The 21,893-nt window shown below is 49.6% G+C and carries 16 protein-coding genes and 1 pseudogene; 5 read left to right on the top strand and 12 right to left on the bottom strand.

What is annotated here, in order from left to right:
* Window positions 1–532, top strand: a pseudogene (locus MVK60_RS02075) (ABC transporter ATP-binding protein); the annotation flags it as partial.
* Window positions 533–565: 33 nt separating this feature from the next.
* On the opposite strand, the gene MVK60_RS02080 reads toward MVK60_RS02075, so the two are convergent.
* Together MVK60_RS02080 and guaB are read right to left on the bottom strand one after the other, a co-directional pair.
* Window positions 566–2,224: a DUF4932 domain-containing protein gene (locus MVK60_RS02080; protein WP_297435967.1), complete on the bottom strand. Its 1,659-nt coding sequence runs from the start codon at window positions 2,222–2,224 to the stop codon at window positions 566–568.
* A 152-nt stretch (window positions 2,225–2,376) separates the two neighbouring features.
* A complete protein-coding gene (gene guaB / locus MVK60_RS02085; RefSeq protein WP_297435969.1) occupies window positions 2,377–3,837 on the bottom strand; it encodes an IMP dehydrogenase in 1,461 nt (486 codons plus the stop codon).
* A gap of 452 nt (window positions 3,838–4,289) precedes the next feature.
* Here guaB and MVK60_RS02090 point away from each other — a divergent pair, with 452 nt between their 5' ends.
* Complete coding sequence (locus MVK60_RS02090) at window positions 4,290–4,550, top strand: hypothetical protein (RefSeq protein WP_367270811.1); 261 nt, start codon at window positions 4,290–4,292, stop codon at window positions 4,548–4,550.
* A 22-nt stretch (window positions 4,551–4,572) separates the two neighbouring features.
* Here the strand turns inward: MVK60_RS02090 and MVK60_RS02095 are convergent, their stop codons facing one another.
* A complete protein-coding gene (locus tag MVK60_RS02095; protein ID WP_297435971.1) occupies window positions 4,573–5,901 on the bottom strand; it encodes a hypothetical protein in 1,329 nt (442 codons plus the stop codon).
* Window positions 5,902–6,088: 187 nt separating this feature from the next.
* On the opposite strand from MVK60_RS02095, the gene MVK60_RS02100 reads away from it, so the two are divergent.
* Together MVK60_RS02100 and MVK60_RS02105 are read left to right on the top strand one after the other, a co-directional pair.
* The gene (locus MVK60_RS02100) at window positions 6,089–8,134 is read left to right on the top strand and encodes an IGHMBP2 family helicase (protein ID WP_297435973.1); all 2,046 of its coding nucleotides are present in this window, start codon (window positions 6,089–6,091) and stop codon (window positions 8,132–8,134) included.
* 149 nt (window positions 8,135–8,283) lie between these two features.
* Window positions 8,284–8,883, top strand: coding sequence for a hypothetical protein (locus tag MVK60_RS02105; RefSeq protein ID WP_297435975.1), 600 nt, complete (start codon window positions 8,284–8,286; stop codon window positions 8,881–8,883).
* A 12-nt stretch (window positions 8,884–8,895) separates the two neighbouring features.
* Here the strand turns inward: MVK60_RS02105 and MVK60_RS02110 are convergent, their stop codons facing one another.
* The 4 genes from MVK60_RS02110 to thsB all read right to left on the bottom strand — a co-directional run bounded on the left by MVK60_RS02110 (window position 8,896) and on the right by thsB (window position 12,470).
* A complete protein-coding gene (locus MVK60_RS02110; RefSeq protein ID WP_297435977.1) occupies window positions 8,896–9,180 on the bottom strand; it encodes a hypothetical protein in 285 nt (94 codons plus the stop codon).
* Between the two features lie 4 nt (window positions 9,181–9,184).
* Entirely contained in the window at window positions 9,185–10,204 is a 1,020-nt protein-coding gene (locus MVK60_RS02115; protein ID WP_297435978.1) for a hypothetical protein, read from the bottom strand.
* 359 nt (window positions 10,205–10,563) lie between these two features.
* Window positions 10,564–10,665 (bottom strand): antitoxin family protein, encoded by a 102-nt coding sequence (locus MVK60_RS11205; protein WP_367270812.1) that lies wholly within the window; start codon window positions 10,663–10,665, stop codon window positions 10,564–10,566.
* A gap of 164 nt (window positions 10,666–10,829) precedes the next feature.
* Window positions 10,830–12,470, bottom strand: a complete 1,641-nt coding sequence (gene thsB / locus MVK60_RS02125) for a thermosome subunit beta (RefSeq protein WP_297435980.1) — start codon at window positions 12,468–12,470, stop codon at window positions 10,830–10,832.
* Window positions 12,471–12,763: 293 nt separating this feature from the next.
* On the opposite strand from thsB, the gene MVK60_RS02130 reads away from it, so the two are divergent.
* Entirely contained in the window at window positions 12,764–13,528 is a 765-nt protein-coding gene (locus MVK60_RS02130) for an NAD+ synthase (RefSeq protein ID WP_297435996.1), read from the top strand.
* Here the strand turns inward: MVK60_RS02130 and MVK60_RS02135 are convergent.
* The 5 genes from MVK60_RS02135 to MVK60_RS02155 form a co-directional block, all read right to left on the bottom strand.
* Window positions 13,525–14,439: a hypothetical protein gene (locus tag MVK60_RS02135; protein WP_297435982.1), complete on the bottom strand. Its 915-nt coding sequence runs from the start codon at window positions 14,437–14,439 to the stop codon at window positions 13,525–13,527. The genes MVK60_RS02130 and MVK60_RS02135 overlap by 4 nt on opposite strands.
* Before the next feature lie 4 nt (window positions 14,440–14,443).
* Window positions 14,444–16,348 (bottom strand): VWA domain-containing protein, encoded by a 1,905-nt coding sequence (locus tag MVK60_RS02140; protein ID WP_297435984.1) that lies wholly within the window; start codon window positions 16,346–16,348, stop codon window positions 14,444–14,446.
* Window positions 16,324–20,079: a cobaltochelatase subunit CobN gene (locus MVK60_RS02145; protein ID WP_297435986.1), complete on the bottom strand. Its 3,756-nt coding sequence runs from the start codon at window positions 20,077–20,079 to the stop codon at window positions 16,324–16,326. The genes MVK60_RS02140 and MVK60_RS02145 overlap by 25 nt, the downstream gene beginning before the upstream one ends.
* Before the next feature lie 118 nt (window positions 20,080–20,197).
* Window positions 20,198–21,148: a hypothetical protein gene (locus MVK60_RS02150; RefSeq protein WP_297435988.1), complete on the bottom strand. Its 951-nt coding sequence runs from the start codon at window positions 21,146–21,148 to the stop codon at window positions 20,198–20,200.
* A partial coding sequence (locus tag MVK60_RS02155) for an ABC transporter ATP-binding protein (RefSeq protein ID WP_297435990.1) occupies window positions 21,148–21,893 on the bottom strand: 746 nt, incomplete at its 5' end. The genes MVK60_RS02155 and MVK60_RS02150, both read right to left, overlap by 1 nt.

Below are 21,893 nucleotides of genomic sequence, written 5' to 3' on the forward strand. Positions count from 1 at the left end.
TATGAGGCAGAAGATTTACCTGGCGTTGCCCATAATAATTCAGCCTGAAGTTTTAATTCTGGATGAGCCAACAGTTTACTTGGATGTTTTTACAAGAAGGGAAGTCTGGAACGCTATCATGGAACTTTCAGAGGAGATAGGGACAACAATACTCTTGACGACCCACAACCTCAAGGAGGCTGAAATCCTGTGCGATAGGGTTATGCTGTTTAACAAGAGAAAAATAGCTGAAGGAACTCCCAAAGAGCTCATCGAGAAAGTTGGGGCTCTCAAAGCGGAGAGGAAAACCATCGCCAAGATTAAAGGAAAAATCAACCCCAGAGACTTTGAGGGGATAGCTCAAAAAATTGATGTTCAAAGCGATGGGAAGTTCACGTACGTTAAGCTGTACTTCAAAAATGAAGACCTCAAAGAGATACTTAACCATCTATCCAAATATGCAGTCATAGACCTACAAACTTCCCAGGTAACTCTCGAAGAGGTCTTTATACAGCTCTTCAAACAGAAGAAACAGGGAAGAGAGAAAGCTTAAACGGTTTTCTGCTTCTCGGGAGAAACTGCCAGCTCAATCCATCGAATAGAACCCAACTTCCCAATAGGTTTCCCCTCTAATCACATAGCTTTGCCATTGTATCCATTTGCTCATCTCCCTAGTTCCGTAGCGGTCGAGGCCTGCAATAATGAGTACGTATTCTTTTGAGTTCCAGGGATTCCGGATCGTCTCAATAACCCCAAAGACCCCCAGAGGAACCGGCGAGTTGAGTGGGATTACGCTTACGTTATTTTCGGTTACCCGAAAGGCAGTGAAGTTCTCCGCCGCGTTCGAGTTCCTCCTCAGGATCCAAGAGCCGTTGAAGGCGAAGCGCACGGGTAGGTTTTCGTTAAGCCGGGTGGTTATGGCGTTGGCAACGGGACCGCCGATGAGTATAAGGTTGCCCCTCAAATCCTCATCGGTCAAATTCCCGTCCGCCTTGACCACGATTGAAGGGGCCTGACCGTAGAGCTTCATGTAGGTTTCCCTGAGGCGGTCGGCGAGGGAGTAAGCCGTCTCCCTGTCGTACTCGTTTCCGCTCTCATCGGGGTTCTGCGTCCCGTAAACAATGACAAGCTTTCCCAGGTAACTTGCCCTGTCCAGTACGTTGGGCTCCACAACGGGAGCAACCTTCCTGTAAAAGACGCTCACGTTCCCGGGAGTTGCCCACCTGGCCATATGCCGGGCTAGAGTCGGTGCATACTGGTAGAGGGTCTCGTTGAGTTCCTCAGCCTTTCTGTACTCATCCAACAGGTTCCAGAAGGGCAGGAACATAGCCGACATTACCCTAGCTTTAAAAAGAACGTAATCCCATGGTACCCCACACTTCAGGGCAATGTACTCCGCGATGCTCTCGGTGAAGAGCTCGTTAAGGTAAGTATAAAAGGAACCGTAATGACCCGGATCGTAGGTCGTGGTAGTCGGGAGTTCGTTCCGCACCTCCTGGAGGTAATAGCTCATGTTCTCAAAGATCCTGACGTTCCGGTCGAGAAAGTCTTTGACAAACGGATGGGTAAACTCGTGGAGTATTGTCACGACATACAAAAGCATCGTGACGTTGTTCCTGTAGTACAGTCCTCCAACGTAGTACACCGTGTCGTTCTCAAAGACGACGTGAGGATGTATGCGAAGCGAATACGCGGCCTCAACCCTGAAGGATTTGTAGGTGTGGCCAAAGAGCCTTTTGTATTCCCCGGGGGCACGTTCCAAGTATTCAACCAGAGGGCGGGTTATTTCCCCATACTCACTCCTGTGGGCGTTGTAGAAGGCCATGAAATCACTTTTCCGGGCAAAATTCGCCAGCAGTTCCAGTTCACCGAGGTTTGTCTCGTTCGGCAGGTAACCCAGCAGGGCCAGTCTGCCACTGAATTCCATGACTTCATTGTCCCTAACATAGATTGGCAGGGAGCTGTTGAAGACCTCGCGGATGTATTTAACGGCCGGGTCGTCCCGGTAAGGTGCGAAGTAGGTCAGAACGTCGCTGATGTAGCCTTTTGGTGCCGTTATGAAATAGTCGCTCCCGTTGAAGGCGAGAATATAAAGGACGGCGAACAGTTCAAGGTTGGGGTTGACTTCAACTTCAATCTCGCACTTGTTTTGGGTCGAATTTTCACTCACCGAGAACACTCCAGGGGAGGTTCCGAGGATGATAAGAACGGCCAGCGCTAAGGCCATCCCCCTGAAGGGCCTCACCTTCCATCCCCTCCGTTATTGTTGCATCCAGATTAATATAAACATCAGTTCATATATAAAATTTCCTAAACTGGAAATAAATTCCAGGACATCAAGCAATTGTAGAAAAAACAAAGGATACCTGCGTGTTGCTCAGCCCCAAAATCTAAAAATCACTTTCCTACCGGATAGTTGGGAGCCTCGTTCGTTATGAGTATATCGTGCGGGTGGCTCTCCCTGACGCCAGCGTTCGTGATTATCACGAACTCACCCTTCTCCTTGAGCTCTTCGATGTTCTTAGCTCCGACGTAGCCCATTCCGGAGCGAAGGCCGCCGACGAGCTGGTAGAGAACCTCACCAACGCTTCCCTTGTAGGGAACGACACCCTCTACACCCTCGGGCACGAACTTTTTCGTCTTCATATGGCCCTTCTGGTAATAACGCTCCGCTCCACCCTTCATCATCGCCCCGAGCGAACCCATACCCCGGTACTGCTTGTACCTCCTGCCGTTTATGACGACCTCCTTGCCCAGTGCTTCCTTCGTTCCGGCCAAAAGCGAGCCGAGCATTACCGCGTCAGCGCCAGCAGCTATAGCCTTGACTATGTCACCGGAGTAGCGGATTCCGCCGTCGGCTATGACGTGAAGGTCGTATTCCTGAGCTCTGTCCGCCACTAGGGCTATTGCCGTAACCTGGGGAACGCCGACACCAGCGACAACTCTCGTGGTGCATATGCTACCCGGCCCGATGCCAACTTTTACCGCATCCGCGAAGGTTAAATCATCGACAGCCTTCGGGTTTGCGATGTTTCCCACGATGAGGTCGGCATCAACGGCCTTCCTTATCTCCTTCATGGCATTTATGGCCTTGAGGTTGTGGGCGTGGGCGGTATCTATGACTAATATATCCGCGCCGATTTTATCAAGTGCCCTTGCCCTCTCAAGGTCAAAGGGCCCCACCGCAGCGGCCACAAGCAGATCGCCGTTATCATCCCTGATCGCGTTCCTGTACTTCTTCCTCATTATGAGGTCGCTCATTGTGATTATTCCCACGAGGCGGCCGTTCCCATCGACGACCGGGAGGCGGGCTATCCGGCTGGCCACCATCACATCAAGGGCTTCCTCGACCGAGACGTCCTCGCCGACGGTTATGACTTCTCCCGTCATAACCTCCCTGACGAGGTTGCCCTCCTTCGCCGCTATGTCCTTCTTGGTAACGATGCCGATTATTCTGCCGTTCTCATCGATGACCGGAAGGCCGTCGATGTCGTTTCTCTCCATGAGGAAGAGGGCGTAGTCGAGGGTCTCGTCGGGACCGATCGTTATGACGTCCTCCACTATGAAGCGCTCCGCGCGCTTGACCTTTCTGACCATCTCGGCCTGCTCCGCAACGCTCATGTTCCTGTGGATAACCCCCAGGCCGCCCTCCCTGGCCATAGCGACAGCCATCTCCCACTCGGTTACCGTGTCCATCGCCGCGCTGAGAATCGGGATGTTCAGCTGGACGTTTGGGGTTATCTTCGTCGAGACGTCAACGTCCTTGGGCTCAACCTCGGTCTCCTGCGGTATCAGAAGAACATCGTCGAAGGTGTAACCCCTAATGGTATTAACAAGTTTGTGTTTAAATTCTTCCATTATTCTCGCGCCTCCGCGTCCTTTTTAACGTGAACCTGTCAAGGGTTTTTAAGGGTTTCCCCAGATTCCGAATCTATGCTGGGAAACAGAGAAATATCAAACTGAGATGTAGATATCAGTGTCTTTTACAAACATAATCCTTACAGATAGATACGTTTGAGCACAGTGATCGGAATAAAGATCACGAGGGCGCTCTCATACCTCGCGCCAATAGCCGTTGTCATGCTCCTGCTTGTTATTGTGTGAAGATTCGGGGCATCGACTGTCAGTTCTCTAAAAACCACCCTTTTCCTTATCAATTTCTGACGCAATGACGACTAATTATCCAAAAGACTAAAATAGGCATCAATGCACAGGTGTACCGGTGGTTTCCATGGAAGCGGTTGTTTCAGACAGGATAAGGGGGGAGGGTCAAACCCTCCGCTGAGCTGGGATTTGATTTTGAGGAGCTGTTGGGTGAAATTCTGAAGGAAGGCCTTTTCTGGGCGGCCCTCGGCCGGCCGTCGGAGGTCATGCCGTTTCTGAGGGGCAAGCTCCTGAGCAACGGGCACAGTGACGGAGTAAAGAGACAACTCGAGGGACTTCTCAACGAGCTCGAGAGGTTCTACGAAAGGGTTTTCTGCTGCGGAAAGATAGATGAGAAGCACATTAGGGCGATACATTCCTTCCACAGGGACATTCTGTCGGTGCTCTCAGCGGACGGAGGGGCTTAGCTCTTTAACTCTTCTCTTGCCGTTATCTTCTTACCTTAGCTAACCATCCAATGATGAGCAGAGTTAAGGTTATTCCGAACAGGGTCAACCAGCGAGTCATGGCATGATTCAATGGAAATTTGACGGGTTCAACGCCACTTCCGTCAAAATAAGCGAGCTCCCTTCCGTTCGAGAGCAGGCAGCCGTTGCCGCAATCGCCAATGGTGGCGTTGAAGGGGAGTTTGAAAGTCTTTCCATCATAGATTAACAGAGTGCCGTTGATTGAAACGCTCCTCCCCTTCAGCTTCAACGGTGATTTAACAACGTGCTTTCCCTCGAAAAGTAGCTGGGGATAATCCCTCCTGCAGATGGCGGTAATCTTGGTCTCGTTACCCACTTCAACGACGCCTTTCGGAGAAACGATGAAATAACCTAAGGTCTTAGTCTTCTTGTAACCTCTAGGGGAATTTGGCAGATACCTGAACCGGTACTTTTTCACGACCCACTTTCCATCGTAGCTCCCAAGGAGTTCAAGGGAAACGTTATCGTTGGATGGAATTGAATCCAGAGGAATTATCTTGTAATCGCCCCGGGTATTGATGATAGCTAAATAGAACCTCAACACAGACTCATTATTGACGGGCACCTCCATCCAATTGCCCAGTATGGTTGCAAAATGGGTGCCGTTGAAGCAGGCCCCGGCCCAGTCTGCATAGAGGTTTCCAAACGTGATGTTCTTAATCCGGATTCCTGTGGAAGAGAGGGTTACAAGACGGAGGGTTGTCAGCTCTGTGTAAAAGTCCGTGTAGCCAACCATGTAGCCGTGCGGAACGACCTGGAGGTTATCCACGTAGCGTTTTGAATGAATGCGAACAGTAGACCAACCTCTGTCATCGCCAGGCAACTTAAAGACTGAGCCGTTCACTATTGCATACCAGTCGTAACTCGTCATCTGACAGGCATCCCACGGCTGGAACAAAAGATAGAACTCCCCGTTCCAGTAGATGTAGAGTTTATCACCACAATCGGTTACTCCGTTAAAATCACCCAAATGATGGAATTTGCCGTCATAAGTGTACAGTTGAACGTCCGGCGCGGAGTATATATCTGATAAGTTTTGATACATGAGAACTTTGTCCCCTGTGAAGTGAATAAAAGCCAAGTTTGGAAAAGTGGCGTTTAAGAGTTTGAGACCCTTTCCGGGCTCGAAGAACCAGAGTTGAGTGGTATTGTTGGGGTAATGAGTCAGAACCAGAAAACCACCTCGATAGTGAATTATTCCAGTAATCCTTGGGGAGTGGGCGGAAGCGTAGGGAGAAAGCAGGACGAATATAAGAATCGGAATTAGAACATTCTTCATGTCGCTTCCCAATTAACTTCGCTGGATAGTATATAAAGTTTTCGCTCGTGAGTAGGAGAACCAACGGGTTTTTAACCCCTCTTTTCTACTCACCAGTGGGATGATGAGGGAAGTTTCGTCCGAGCGGTGAGGAAACTCGCATGGGCTGACCACCCTCAACCTTTTAAACGGCTCTTCTCTTCGCTCATCGGGAGGAAAAATGGATGAAAAACTGAAGAAGTTCATCTCTCACCTCAAGGTCCTCATCGAGATGGAGCGTAGGGCCGAGATAGAGGCCATGCGCTTGGAGATGAAAAGGCTCTCTGGCAGGGAGAGGGAGAAAGTCGGGAGAGCGATTCTGAATCTCAACGGTAAGGTCGTTGGGGAGGAGCTGGGTTACTTTCTGGTGAAATACGGCCGAGACCGGGAGATAAAAACGGAGATAAGCGTCGGCGATTTGGTAGTAATCAGCAGAAGAGACCCTCTCAAGAGCGACCTGGTTGGAACAGTCGTCGAGAAGGGGAAGCGGTTCATAACGGTCGCCATTGAAACCGTCCCGGAGTGGGCCCTGAAGGGTGTTAGGCTGGACCTCTACGCCAACGACATAACCTTCAAGCGCTGGCTTGAGAACCTGAACAATCTGAAGGAGAGCGGAAGGAAGGCGCTGGAGCTCTACCTGGGCTTAAGGGAGCCGGAGGGGAGTGAGCCCGTCGATTTTACCCCCTTCGACAAGAGCCTGAACGCGAGCCAGAGGATGGCAATAGCGAGAGCCCTCGGAAGCCCGGACTTCTTCCTGATTCACGGCCCTTTCGGAACCGGCAAGACGAGAACCCTGGCTGAGCTCATAAAACAGGAAGTGGAGAGGGGCAACAAGGTTCTGGCGACCGCCGAGAGCAACGTGGCAGTGGACAACCTCGTAGAGAGGCTCGTTGGCTCAGGGGTTAAAGTTGTCCGCGTCGGCCACCCGAGCAGGGTCGCTAAAGGTCTTCATGAGACGACCCTGGCTTACCTCTTAACCAGGCACGAGCTCTACGGTGAGCTGAGGGAGCTGAGGGTTATCGGCCAGAACCTCGCTGAAAAGCGCGACACGTTCACCAAACCATCACCGAAGTACAGGCGCGGGCTGAGCGACAGGGAGATACTCAGGCTGGCCTCAAAGGGCATCGGGACGAGGGGTGTTCCCGCTCGCTTAATCCGCGAGATGGCGGAGTGGATTAAAATCAACCTGCAGGTTCAAAAAACGTTCGACGATGCCAGAAAACTTGAGGAGAGGATAGCGAGGGAGGTAATCAGAGAGACGGACGTTGTCTTGACGACGAACTCTTCTGCCGGCCTTGAGGTCGTCGACTACGGCTCCTACGACGTCGCGATAATAGACGAGGCCACTCAGGCGACGATACCGAGCGTCCTCATACCCATAAACCGGGCGAGGCGGTTCGTTTTGGCCGGAGACCACAGGCAGTTACCACCGACGATACTCAGCGAGAAGGCGAAGGAGCTGAGTAAGACGCTCTTCGAAGGCCTGATCGAGCGCTATCCAGTAAAGAGCGAGATGCTCACCGTCCAGTACAGGATGAACGAGAGGCTCATGAAATTTCCGAGCAGGGAGTTCTACGGTGGCAGGATAGAGGCCCACGGGAGCGTGAGGAACATGACCCTCACCGACTTGGGGATTAAAAGCCCGGAAAACAGCCCCTGGGGGGAGGTTCTGAAGCCCGAGAACGTGCTGGTTTTCATGAACACCTCCAAGCTTGAGAACCGCTTCGAGAGGCAGAGGCGTGGAAGCGAGAGCCGTGAAAATATTCTTGAGGCGAGACTCGTAAAGGAGGCCGTCGAGAGGCTTTTAGAACTCGGCGTTAAGCCGGAGTGGGTTGGTGTGGTTACCCCTTACGACGACCAGTGCGACCTGATAAGCTCTCTCCTGCCCGAGGAAGCTGAAGTGGAGATTAAAACCGTTGACGGCTACCAGGGCAGAGAGAAGGAGGTAATAGTCCTCTCCTTCGTCCGCTCCAACGAGAGGGGCGAGCTGGGGTTCCTGAAGGATTTGAGGCGCTTAAACGTCTCACTCACGAGGGCAAAGAGAAAGCTGATTCTTATAGGAGATTCCTCGACGCTGAGCGCCCACCCCACTTATAAAAGACTGATAGAGTTCGTGAGGGAGAGGGAGACGATTGCTGATGCAAAAGAACTAACCGAACCGCCAGCAAGTATGTCCATAGACAACGTGAGGGAATTCTTGGGATTTCGGAGACGAAAGAGTCAATAGACGTTCCAAAAGATGTCGAAAAAGTCGGGAAAAAGGACAGGGGCAGAACGCAGTCGATCTATGGGGGCACACCCCACAATCCTTAATGGATACCCCCGAAACATGTTCCGGAGGTATACCCGGTCAAAATGGGCGGGCAGGTGTTGGGAATGTTCCTCTACACTAAAAACTTCGACGAGCAGAAGGCCAGAGCGATGGAAGGCCTGAGGAGAGCTCTGGCTGAAAACAAGGTAGATGGTGATATAATTCCTCTCTTGGAGGAAATCAACTCGCTGGAGAACTACTTCACAACGAGCTCCTGCTCTGGCAGGATTTCGGTCATGGAGATGCCCCAATTCGGCGATAAACTCAACTCGGTCTGGCTCGGCAAGTGGCACAGGGAGGTTACCGTTGAGGAGGTAATGGAGGCGATTGGGAGGCACCGATCCGGCCAGCTGTGGTTCCTGGTCAGGAGTCCGATACTCCACATCGGAGCTAGGACCATGGATGATGCCGTAAGGCTCCTCAACCTCGCCATCGGCCTCGGCTTCAAGTACTCTAACATAAAGAGCGTGAGCCACAGGAAGCTCCTCGTTGAGATTCGCTCGACGGAGAGGATGGACGTTCCGCTCGGAGAGGACGGCGAATTATGGGTGGGCGAGGAGTACATCGAGAGGATCGTGGACATCGCGAACGAGCAGGTGAGGCGCTTCAAGGGGAAGCTGAAGAGGCTGGAGGGAGAGATTGAAAGATCAAACACAGGACTTTAATCAAAAGTTCAGTTATCCATTGCTATTCCTAAATAACAGTAATATTACTGTGGCAATAACAACAGCCAGCCATATCCACCCAGCCGCTCCCAGAACGTAGAATGGAATACTATCGTTGCGGAGTCCCCAGACAAGGAAACCTATGAGCACCATGAAGAAGGCCATCTCCAGCTGGAGTGCCCATGAAATCCTGTTCCGTCCTGAGAAGGAGTCCCTGAATGCGAAAAGTAGAAAAAGGTAGATAAACCCACCAATTATCGCCGTGTATGCACCGTACTCCAGCCAAACCATGTTCATTCCCTCACCATAATGTTCCACATTTAACCTTGATAAACCCTAGTGTATAGATGCATACTTGCATTGATGGACAATATCCATAGCATCCTGCAAGTGCTCCCCATGACCCAAATGCTCCAGCCGCGATACAAGCCAAGCATCCAGTTCCTGTTAAACAAGCTGCGGTGCATGTAATGACTATTCCATATAATACGCCACAGCAGGCTCCCACTATAACCCATGACGGAGCTTTTGGTTGGGTACATATGAACTTTATAGAGATAAGAGGATTCAGAGGGAATTCACACGCAGTCAATGAGTCCATACTAACGGTTACCCCAATCGTCTCATATCGGTCATACTTGTGCAACCTGAGCCTCACCAAGTGTGACAAGTGTCTCAGCTCGTAGGCACTCCTGCCCCAGACCCAGTTCGTCTCATCACCCCTGCGAAGCTTCATGAGAACCTTATTCAGAGTCCAGTAATACTCTGAAAGCGTGAGGTTGTCCTTAGTGACAATAGTGTCACCAACAGGAACGACCTTGTTTTCATCATTCGGAGCAATGTTCATTGTGGTGAGATATATCCAGTAACCCCCATGGAGTTTATCTGTAAGAATCTTTGTAACTAACGTGAAGTTGTACTGGCTCCTCTCGGCGCGATAAACGAGGGCGTACATGGTGTAGTTGAAAGTCTCGTTGTAAAGGGTTATCCCAAAGAACAACAACTGCTCGTGCTTTTTCGTCATGTTGTAGAGCGTGACCACGGAAACGTTAAAGTTTGCAGTCAAGTTGGAAGTGCAGGAACTTGAGTTATGACAGGCACAGGAGGAGTTAGTCAAGTTCGCGAAGTCTATGGTCTTATTCACCCAAGTGACGTTCATCTGAAGCCGGCCTCTCTCATCATACCAGGCAACCACAGCCCTGCGGAAGGTTACGCTGGAGTTGTCAGTCAAAGCCTTCGTCTCCTGAACAGTCCCAAACTGAAGACTCAACAGCATGGCGAGCAACAACACCGCACCAACCTTCTTAGCCCAGCCTTCCATAGTAAACACCTTAAAAGCTTTTCCAATTATGAGTTTGAATTAGTTCTGTTTTTTTTCGTAGGATTTTCAATTTCCAACGATAACAAAACGACGAGAATGAAACAAAAGAAGCCAGAGTAAAAGAGTGAACAAAAGAATACCAACAACCAATAATGACAACTTTTGAGCGTTCAGAGACAATTTTTGTGACTCGACTCACAAAAAATTAGTACGGCATCTATAACTATCATCTCCTGTCCTCCTCAAGGAGCTTTGAGGGATTTTTGAATTTCGGCAGGCTCTCACTCAATTCTTCAAGCTTTCTAAGGAACTTCCCGGTTACTACTTTCTCCTTGACGACCAGCACTACCCTCTCATTATCACGAGATGGGCTTTTTGAGGGGCTTAAATACGCCGTCCTCGTAGATGCATCGATTCCTTCCATCTCTTTCACCAATAAATGTCCTTAGTGTTCGACATATAGAAGCTCACCCCTCAAGCCCCGCGAACCTGAGGAGGAAGGCCACGCCCAGGAGGCCCCAGAAGGCCATTCAGAGAGAGTTACTTCAACCAAAGACATGCAGGGGGAGTCCCCCTTGACTAAAAATGTTTTTGGTCGCGAAAGGAAAGAAGAAGTTAAAGGCCTTCAGTCAAGGTCGCTTCCGAAGTCCTCGCTTCCGCCCTTGCCGCCTTCCTTGTCCTTTTCAAGCTTGCTGGCAGCGATGACGTCGTCGATTCTGAGGATCATTATTGCGGCCTCGCTGGCGCTCTTGATGGCCTGCTTGGTGACCCTGACCGGAGCGATGACGCCGCGCTCCATCATGTCGGCCGGCTCACCCTCGAAGACGTCAACACCCACTGTCGATCCCTTCTCCTTGTGTGCTGCTATGACCTTCACGAGGGTCTCGATCGGGTCGAGGCCTGCGTTCTCGGCGAGAGTCCTCGGGATTATCTTGAGGGCCTCCGCGAAGTTCTCTATTGCCAGAGCCTCCTTGCCGCCGACCTCCTTTGCATACTCGTCGAGCCTTATTGCCAGCTCGATCTCCGGGGCACCGCCGGCGGCGAGTATCTTGCCGTCCTCAATTATGTCTTTGCTCACCTTGACTGCATCTTCCAGAGCTCTCTCGACTTCGTCGACGACGTGCTCGGTGCCACCGCGGATTAGTATGGTGACAGCCTTCGGGTTCCTGCAGCCCTCAACGAAGATCATGTTCTCTCCAGCGACCTTCCTCTGCTCAACGAGCTCAGCCTCACCGAGGTCCTCGCTGGTGAGGTCGCGCACGTTGGTGACGATCTTAGCTCCAGTCGCCTTGGCGAGCTTCTCCATGTCGCTCTTCTTAACCCTCCTCACAGCGAGGATGCCGTACTTGGCGAGGTAGTGCTGGGCGAGGTCATCGATGCCCTTCTGGACGAAGACGACGTTCGCTCCAACCTCCTTGATCTTCTCGACCATCTCGCGGAGCATCTTCTCCTCCTGCTCAAGGAAGGCCTGGAGCTGCTCCGGGCTGGTGATCCTGATCTCGGCATCTGTTTCAGTCTCCTTGACCTCAAGGGCCTCGTTGATGAGGGCTATCTTCGCTCCCTCAACCCTCTTCGGCATGCCGGGGTGAACGACTTCCTTGTCGATGACGACACCTCTGATGAGCCTGGTGTCCTTGACGCTTCCTCCTTCCTTCTTCTCGAACTTTATGTTGTCGAGGTCCACCTTGTACTTTCCATCAATTTTCTCTGCGACCTGTCTGACTGCCTCAACGGCTATCCCCGCGAGGTATTCGCGCTCCTCCTCCGCTGCCTTTCCGGTGATGGCTGTAACAGCGGCCTTCTTGAGGGTCTCAACGTCCTCAACGTCCACGTCCTTGGCTATCTCGTCGAGTATCTCCTGGGCCTTCTCAGCAGCGAGAGCGTAACCCTTGATGACTATGCTCGGGTGGATGTTCTGGTCGAGCAACTCCTCGGCCTTCCTGAGGAGCTCGCCAGCAATGACAACGGCAGTGGTGGTACCATCACCGGCCTCCTTGTCCTGGGTCTTGGCAACCTCAACCATCATCTTAGCAGCAGGGTGCTGGATGTCCATCTCATCGAGTATCGTTGCACCGTCGTTGGTGATGACGATGTCACCGAGGCTGTCGACGAGCATTTTATCCATTCCCTTCGGGCCGAGCGTTGTTCTAACCGTCTCGGCTATGATCCTGGCGGCAAGAATGTTGAGCCTCTGGGCGTCCCTACCAACGTACCTCTGGGTTCCTTCAGGCAGAATAACGACCGGCTGTCCTGCGAGCTGGGCCATCTCTCACCACCTCCTTATGTTTTTTATTTCCTCGAAGGAGGGCTTTTAGTTACAACAGGTACTTCCGGTTTATGGTTCCTTTAGGTTATTTATAAATTTTTCGGTCATTGTCACTCCATCAAATTGTGGGGGAAAAGTCCTAAATATAACCGTTAGGTATTGGTTGGGTGTAATGAGACCAGGCTATATTAAAATCAATGTGAAAGCCTGTGTTATCTGTAGGACAGATCTAAGTGAGTACCTAAAATGTTTAAATCTCCCTGTTGTTTGTATCATTTGAGGAGGTGATTGCAATGAGACAACTTGACTATGAGGAGGTAATTACAAAGCTGGTTTCTTTTATTTGGGAGAAGGTTGATGAAGCCAAGGTAGAGGGTGTTGTGGTTGGTGTTAGTGGTGGTGTTGATAGTGCAACAACGACTTTTCTTGCAGTGAAAGCTTTGGGAAAGGAGAAAGTCCTCGGATTGATAATGCCGTATTATGAGAATAAGGATGTGGAAGATGCGAAATTAGTTTGTGAAACCCTCGGGATCAACTATAGAATCATAAACATCAAGCCAATCGTTGATGCTTTTGAAAAAAGTCTCGACTTCGGGCCGAACAAGATTACCAGGGGCAACATAATGGTGAGAACAAGAATGATTCTCCTCTACGCCCACGCGAACCAGTACAACCTCCTCGTCTTGGGAACAAGCAATAAGAGCGAGCTTTTGGCGGGCTATTATACTAAGTGGGGTGATGGTGCGAGCGATTATGCCCCACTCATAAACCTCTACAAGACTGAAGTCTGGGAGATTGCTAAAAGATTGGGTGTTCCGGAGAAGATCATTAAGAAGAAGCCCACTGCTGGGCTCTGGATAGGGCAGACGGATGAGGATGAGCTCGGCATAAGTTACAAACTCTTGGACGAAATCCTTTACAGATTAGTTGACTTGAAAATGCCCAAAGAGAAAATTGCCGAAGAATTAAACATTCCAATCGAAAAAATCGAATACGTTGAGAATCTAATAAAGAAAACCGAACACAAAAGAAAACTACCAGTAGGTCCAGAATTTTAGAGCTTAAGCAACAAAATCCCCAAAAGGATGTTGTAAGTGGAGGGAAGCCCCGCCTGGAGAAGAAGTAACCTTAAAGTCACTTCCCTCGGATAGAGTCCAGAATAAAACGGCAGAATCCTGACCCAGCTTTCATTGAGAAGGACGAACAGCCCATTCCCAAGGAACATACAGCCCAAGACCTTTTGCATCGGGTAGTTATAACCCAGCATCACTTTGGCTATTCCATAAGCGGCCCTCGGGCTGAACACAGCGGTTGTAATATAGGTCACCTCCAAGGAATCCAGGCCGAGAGTTCCAAGGATTGGGGACAGTAGTAGAGTCAGCCTTTCCGATGCTCCGGACTTAAGCATAAAGACAACAAGAAGGAAAAGAGGGGTAAATCTCAAAACAAACTTCAGTGAGGCCTTTACTCCGCCCGCAATCCCTTTTTTGATGGCCCTTCTCGAAAAGTCAAGTTTGATTTTGTTATTTCCTTCCCCTGATTTCATCCCTTTATACCGTCTGCGTCCAATCGTCAAAACCACAAAAACAAGAAGAAAATCAAAGAGAATCCTCAGGCCGATGAAATAAAGCGTTACAATCCCCAAGAGAGGTAGAAGCACAGGTAAATAATAGCGATAAATATACATAACTCTCAACGAGAGATTTGAAGCAAGAATGGCTATGTAAAGGTCAATTGGCTCAATTAACCCTTCTTTCAACAAGGCAGAGGCATTTGCGTGGGCAACTCTTGGGCTGACCAGATATAGGGCAGGAACTGGAGTTAAGGCGGGATGGATGCCGAACTTTGCTATCTTTGCCGTCTTGGCACCGATGAGCCTTATCAGGTTTGTCTCACTTAAGATTTCAGCTAAAATGTAGCCAAAGGTGATTGAGGCTATTGAAATCATGTAGAGCCTCAGAAAGTCCAAGCTCTCACGCCCTGTAAACTTTGGCGTTTGCAACTTCTTTCAACAACGGGACATATGAAACCCCCGGATTTATCCCGCCTCCCCTCGTATCGTAGATGTTAAGCTCTATTCCTTTCCTCTTCAGGACCCTCGCCAGCTCGATTATTTCATCCTTAATTCTCTTTCCAGAGAGGGGAACGTTCGCCTTTCCATCTGTTATCAGAAAAGCCCTGACCTTCAGGGATTTATCCTTCATCCTCTCCCTGCCGGCCAGAAGCAAAAGATTGTAGAGGGCGGAGCTTAAAGGTGTTCTCCCTCCGGTCGGGACGCTTTCTATCTTCTCAAGCACCTCCCAGTAGTTCCTGGTTGGCGGAACAAAAACTTCCGCCTGTTTGCCTTTGGCAACTATTAGGGCCATCTTTGACTTCTTGATGTAGCCGTTTTCAACCAGCTTTTCCGCTATCCCCTTTGCAATGCTTATTCTCCTCTTGACGGCCATGCTTCCGCTTGAGTCCAGGAGGAGAACCCAGAGCGTGGGAGCCTTTGCCTTTCTAACCCTAACGCGCACATCCTTTAGATCAAGTCTTATAGGGGGCTTTTTTCCATTCAAAACTGCCCATACCAGGGAGTTGTAAAAATCCACATCCTTAATTTTGCCGTTGGTTGGTGGAAGATACGAAACTGGAACGCCTTTCGGAAAGTTCACCACAGTAACGCTTACATCCCTTGAGGAGCGGTAGCCTGTGAATTCGCCTCCATCAAAGTTCCTGCCATCTATTCTTGGAATTTTAACTTCCCTTGAACGAAAATTCTGCTCCAGATTTCCAGCCCCCTGACTTCGAGCGCTTCCGCTTTTTTCTTCCTTCCCCTGCTCATGCCTGTGGTCGTGCTTATGCTCATGCTTATCATCTTTGGGCCTTGGAGGCTTCATCTGGGGTGGCTTTTGAAATGGTTTGTCCCTCAGACGGTGTGGCAAAGCTAATTCCATGGCCTTCTCCAAGTCCTCAAGGGAAACCCTCCGCCTTCCGTTTAAAGCTGCTATTGCTTTGGCCGTTTTTATTGTGGTGATTTCAGCCCTGCTGGTCTTTATGCCCAGATTAATCACTGTCTCGGCCAAAAGCTTAAGCAGGTCGTCGCTTATCTCAACCTTCGGGAGGAGCTCCCTTGCCTTAACGATGCTCTCCGTGAGCTTTTTCTCCTCGCCCTCAAACTTCCTGTAGAAGCCTATTGGATCTTCATGGAACTCCTCAACGCGCTTGACTATCTCCATTCTGTCCTTGGGGTTCATCGGCGCCGAAACCTCAACACATAAGCCAAATCTATCGAGGATTTGAGGCCTGAGCTCACCTTCCTCGGGGTTCATGCTCCCAACGAGGATGAAGCGGGCTGGATGCCTGAAGGAAATGCCTTCCCTCTCTATGGTATTCCATCCCATTGCCGCGGCATCCAAGAGTGAGTCGGCTATGTAGTCATCGAGCAGGTTCACTTCGTCTATGTAGAGTATGTTTCTGTTCGCCTCAGCAAGGATTCCGGGCTGTAATGCCCTTTTACCCTCTTTCAGGAAGCGCTCCACATCAACTGTTCCAACCAGTCTATCTATGGTAACACTTAAGGGCAGGTCCACAACGCGCATCCTTCTCCTTACCACCGGCAGGCTCTCACCTCTTTCATAGCGTTCATAGCAGCTGTCGCACATCTCCAGGGGATTCATGGGATTGCAGTTGAAGGGACAGTCGGCCACGACCTCAATCTCGGGCAAAACGTTGGCCAGAGCTCTAACGAGAGTTGATTTCCCGGTTCCTTTATCTCCCTTGAGCAGGACACCACCGATCAGTGGATTGACCGCCACACAGAGCAGAGCTAATTTAGCTTTCTCCTGTCCAACTATTGCCGAAAATGGGAAGATTAAGCGTTTTTCACGAGCTTCCATATTTTATCCACCTCCTCAACCTTTTCACTCCAGTGTTCGTCATCCTCAGCCGTGTAAATCTCGATAGTTCCCCCCTGGACTTCCCCCTCTCCGAGGTTTTCCTCTAAGAGCCCCTCAATTTCAGAGTAAGCCTCCATGAGCCTTTCAATCAGCTCATCGCCCGTCTCCCATAGGCCGCGCTCATAGGCCTCTATTAGACGCCTTGCAATTTCTTCGATGGCGTAGGGATTGTGCTCTTCGAACCATCTCCTCATCTCTTCATCAAGGACGTACTTTTGCGCTATTTCATCAAAAACCCAGTCTTCAACGAGCTTCGTCGTTGCCTCCCAGCCGTAGAGGTGAAGAATCTTCTTTGAAAACTCGTTCGCCCCCCTGTAGCCGTGCTTCTTCATCTCTTCAATCCATCTGTCGTTGAGCAGCTTTGCCCTCACAACGCGCTCAAGCTCGTCCTTCATGTCGACTATCTTTGCGTCGCTCACATCCCTCGTGTCGGTCTGAACCACCTCGACGTTCCTGCCCGTTAAAGCCTCCACCGCTGTTTTAAATCCACCGTGATGTGCGAAATAGCAGCAGCAGTTCGTTGGGTCGTGTTCATCGCTTATGTGGTTCCTGTTGATGACGTCAACCTCCCTTAAGTTCAAAACCAGCGAGTCCCTGGCGTCGACACCAAATGCATCCCTTCCATAGGCGTAGCCGCTCCACTGAACCCAGACCTTTGCCAGATCTTCATCATTTCTCCACCCCGAGGACTCAACCGCCAGGTTTACACCGGCTCCATAAGCTCCAGGTGGAGCGGAGAAGACTCTAAACCTCGCAAACTTTTGAGCCTCTTCAAAGCCTTTTCCGAGCTCAATTAGCTTTTTAATGTGCTCAATGTAGTGCTTTCTAACGTAATTCATTTCTAACGGCTCATCCAGGGTAACAACCTTTTCCACCGCCTCGTCAATTAGATATATGTAGTTTGGCAGTGTATCCCTAACAATTCCGCTTATTCTCACGAGGACGTCGATCCTCGGTCTTCCGAGCTCTTCCAGGGGAATTACTTCAAGCCCTGCAACCACGTCCCCTTTCCAGATTGGCTTAACTCCAAGCAAATATAGTATCTGGGCTATCTGTTCGCCATCTGCCTTATATCCATCTATACTCCAGAGGACCTGTCCAACGCTTTCGGGGTATTTTCCGTGCTTCTTCTTATATTCATCCAGAAGTTTTTCGGCGGTTTCAACCCCAATTTGCCAGGCGGCCTTTGTTGGCAGAGTTCTCGGGTCAACGGCATAGAAGTTTCTCCCGGTCGGCAAAATCTCAAACTTTCCCCTCGTTATGGCACCGGATGGGCCGGGCTCTACGTATCCCCCTTCCACACCTTTTAAGAATCCGTCATGCTCCCTTTCACACTCAACAACTTTTTGAGCAACCTCAAGGGCTTTTCTAAAGGTTTTCTCAAGCTTTTCTCCCTCCTTAACTTTGAATCCAGACTTTTCAATTTCTTCCTTAATAACACCAAAGCCCTCCCCTTTGAGCAGACGGGTTAGGCTTTTCACGGCCATCCTGTGGAAAATCTCCAGCAGTTCCCTGTTCGCGAATCCATTTGCAGCCTCCAAGGGGTTCTTTCTTATCTCATCGTAGTCCAAGCCTATTGCCTCGGCAATGACACGCTTAATCGAAGGGGAAGCGTGGGAATCATAGGCCATCGCTGTGGCAATGTATTCCGCTAACCTCTCGGGCTCTTTTGGTGGATGTCCAAAGATGTGAAGACCGAGATTTATCTGAGAGCCTCTCATTAAATCAGCGTAGCGGTGGATTTCCTCTATCGTCCGCTCTTCATTTTCAGGGTTTGCTACTCTTATCCTGTTCTCCTTTGCTTTCTCCAGAATCTGCTCATAAATTTTCCTCCTCCTTGCATCATCTCCCAGGTTCTTTGCCTTTGCATACTGGGTTAGGAGAGAATCTAAGTCATCAAGAACCTCAGCCATCCCCATTTGGGGATAAATGTGGTCTATCAGCGTCGCATAACCTCTCCGCTTGGCTATAACTCCCTCCATGGGGTTTGAAACCGCATAAACGTAGAGGTGCGGAACGTCATCTAAGGAAGCTTCGGGAACGCACGAAGGGGAAAGCCCAACGCTTTTTCCGGGCCTGAACTCTAAATAGCCGTGAGTCCCGAAGTGTATGACCACGTCGGCCCCAAATACCCGCGTTATCCACCTGTAAACGGCCCACCACTGGTGCGGTGGAACTATTGTTGGATCATGGAGGATCCTGCACACTTTTCCATCACACCTCGCCCCGGCGCAGCCGAATTTTGGCTGTGGCGTAATGAAAATGTTTCCAAACCTTATTCCCGGGACGACAAACTTTCCATCATAAACCATGCCGACGAGCTCTTTGCTGACTTTCCCCGCCAGGACGTCCCCAGGTCTTCCCCAACCTTCGACTATTTTTTCTCTCAGGTCCCCGGGAAGTTCATTGAACCACTCCAGATAGTCCTCCAGACTTACGAAGTCAACTGCACCACCATTTTTGACGATTTCCTCGACACTCGTCCATCTGAACTCACTTACTGCCTTTCTCTCCAGAATCATTCTTATCAGCTCTTCCCCATTCTCTGGAAGCTCTTCACCGACATGGTAGCCCTCTTCTTTTAACCTGTGCAGAAGTCTAACTATGCTCTCCGGAACATCTAAGCCAAGCCCAACGCCTATGCTGGCCTCAAGCCCCTTACAGGGCGGATTTATAAAAATTATCGCTATTTTAACATCATCTCTGGGCTTCTTCCTCAGCTCGATCCATCTCCCCACCCTCTTCGCGAGGTACCTCATGTGTTCCTCGTATGGTTCTCCGGCCTTGTAGCCCTCAATATTTCTGGTTCCCGCTATGAATATGGGCTCAATTGCCCCAGCAATCTCAGGGATTATCACTCCATAGACCTGTGTCATATAATCAACGCCTTCTCCTTCCTTCCACTCTCTGAGGCCTTTATAGTAGGAGCGAATTGGAGCAAAAACCGGAATGTTGAGTTTTTCCAGATTCTTCAAATCAACGGTGCCGAAGGAAATTAAACTTACCAGTGCCTCAATAACTGGTTTTCCATCCTTCATGAAGAACTCCTCAAGGGCCTCGCTCTTCTCCTTCCCAAGCCCCGTCGTTGAGTCTTTTCCGTAGGTGAAAACAGGGATTACTCCAAACCCCTCACCTTCAAGGGCTTTGATGAGCTCTTCAATTGGCTTGAATTCTTTGTAGAGCCAGGCGCTCCTCCAGAACAGAACTCCAATGAGGGGTCTCCTCTCATAAACTTCCAGATATTCCTCCAGGCTCTCAAAAACCCCAAAATTCGGGTGGTATATGCCCTGCATTGGAACTTCCTTCGGCTCTTCATATTCCCTCTCTTCACCCGCCAGGTTTGCTAAAAACTTAGCTAAGTTTCTTAGATTCTCCTCACCACCGAGGACGTAGTATGATTTAGCTTTGATAAGGACATCTTCAGGGAAATTGGTTAGGCTTTCCATGCCCGCACATGCGATGACTTTAGCTCTGCTCCCCTTAATTTTCTCCTCCACAACCTCGGGAAGTTCGTAGGCATAAATGAAGATTGCTTTGGCTTTTTCAACTTTTTCGAGCTCTTTCTCACAGTTCTGATCCGTTAAAACGATTCCATCGATTTTTTCCTCTTCCAGTATTTTTTTCAGCACAGGCAGAGGTCTTGCACCGTAGCCAAGTATGAAGCATATCATCTCAATCCCCCCTGTTTAAGGTTTGGCTTCTTGAGGATGACCCTCTTTGAAATGCCCACAAGGATATTCCTCTCCGTAAGGGATTCACAGCCCGTGAAATTATGGGAACCCCGGTATATCATAAAACCACCCCCATTAGAAATACAAGGCATAATATGATAGTGCTCCGCGTCGTCATCGAGATGAGCATAATCTTCGTCCCATCTTTAGCTCCATATAGACCGATATAATAGGGAATCAGCACCCTCAGAAAGGTTATGTTTGCGAGAACTGACCCGAGAAGGAGAGACCTTATTAGAGCTTTCTCACTTATCAATCCGGCTTTTAAGAGGTTTGCACCGAGGGTGTAAGCCGCTATACTGCTCCCCATCGCACTTAAGGCCACACTAATTTCTTCGGGTGAGAGCGGAAGGAAAGCTGCGAAATCTTTTACGAGAGAGGTTAAATACTCAAAAAAGCCCGCAGCTATGAGTAGAGCGGTTATGTAAGTTGCCAGTATCATGGTCTTTAAAATCGGAATTGAGTGCTTCCTGGTTTTTGCTAAGGCCTTTCTTAAAACTTTTTTAAATGGCTCCCGGGAATTTTTGGCTGGTTTTTTAACACCTTTTATTTGTTCTGGCCTCTTAATCAGGAGCTTCCCGGCGAATGCAAAAACTGTTGTCTGAATAAACCCAATAAGAACCAGGATTCCGAAATAAAACAAACCAAGCCCTCCGAGCGTAGCTAAGAGGACCGGAATCATTGAGTTCCAGTGCCTGACCATTGCGGGAAATGCGTTCATGAGCGAGGCAATGTAGAGCTCCCTCCTCCCAATTTTGCCCTCCCTATAAAAATCCACAAGCATGGCATTAGCGGCTCTCGTATTTAAGAAGGCTGTTGCAAAAGTTAATGCACATTCCTCCGGAAGATTTGAAATCCTGACAAAGGGTTTTCCCAGAGGGGAAAGCCTGTTGATGATCCCTTTCTCGATTAAAAGCTCGGCTATGAATATCCCAATAAGTAACCCGGGAACGGAACGTTTTAAAAAGCTGAGGGCTATTTCTGCCGAAGTGATGAGTAAATCCTGCATTAGACTACCTCCGTTTTTGGCATAATGATTCTGAAGCCATTGAACTCCAGGATGTGAATTGGGACACCGTAAACCTCTTCAAGTATCTCCTCTCTCAAAATCTCGTTTGGCTCTCCAACGGCCCTGATCCTTCCTTCCTTGACCAGAGCTATCCTATCTGAATAAATTGAGGCCAGATTTGGATCATGGAGTGTCAGAATTGCCGTAATCCTTTCTTCCCTCGCAAGTTTTTTAACAATCCCAAGAATCTTCACCTGATTTTTGAAGTCCAAATGAGCGGTAGGCTCGTCAAGAAGAAGGACTTTTGGTTCCTGCACGAGAGCTCTTGCTATTAAAACCAGTTGCAGTTGTCCTCCGCTCAGCCGTGTGTAGGGTCTATCCTTAAAGTGCTCCATTCCCAAAAGCCTGAGCTTTTTGAGAGCTTTCTCATAGTGTTCCTCTCTTGGACTCTCGAAAACACCGAGCCGGGATGCTAACCCCATAACGACGACGTCCAGAACCGTGTACGGAAAAGGGGGATAATGGGATTGGGGAACGTAGCCGGCCAACCTGGCCCTCTCTTTTAATGATAAAGAGTGAAAATCTCTGCCGTCTATGAAGACGCACTTTTTCTCTGGCTTTAACAGCCCATAGAGATTCTTTAAAATCGTGGTCTTCCCGCTGCCATTTGGGCCCAGTAAAGTTAGAATCTCACCTTCCTTAACCTCAAAGCACACATTTTCAACACTGAAATCACCGTAGCTGA

It is taken from the genome of Thermococcus sp., from assembly GCF_026988555.1.
Taxonomy (GTDB): domain Archaea; phylum Methanobacteriota_B; class Thermococci; order Thermococcales; family Thermococcaceae; genus Thermococcus.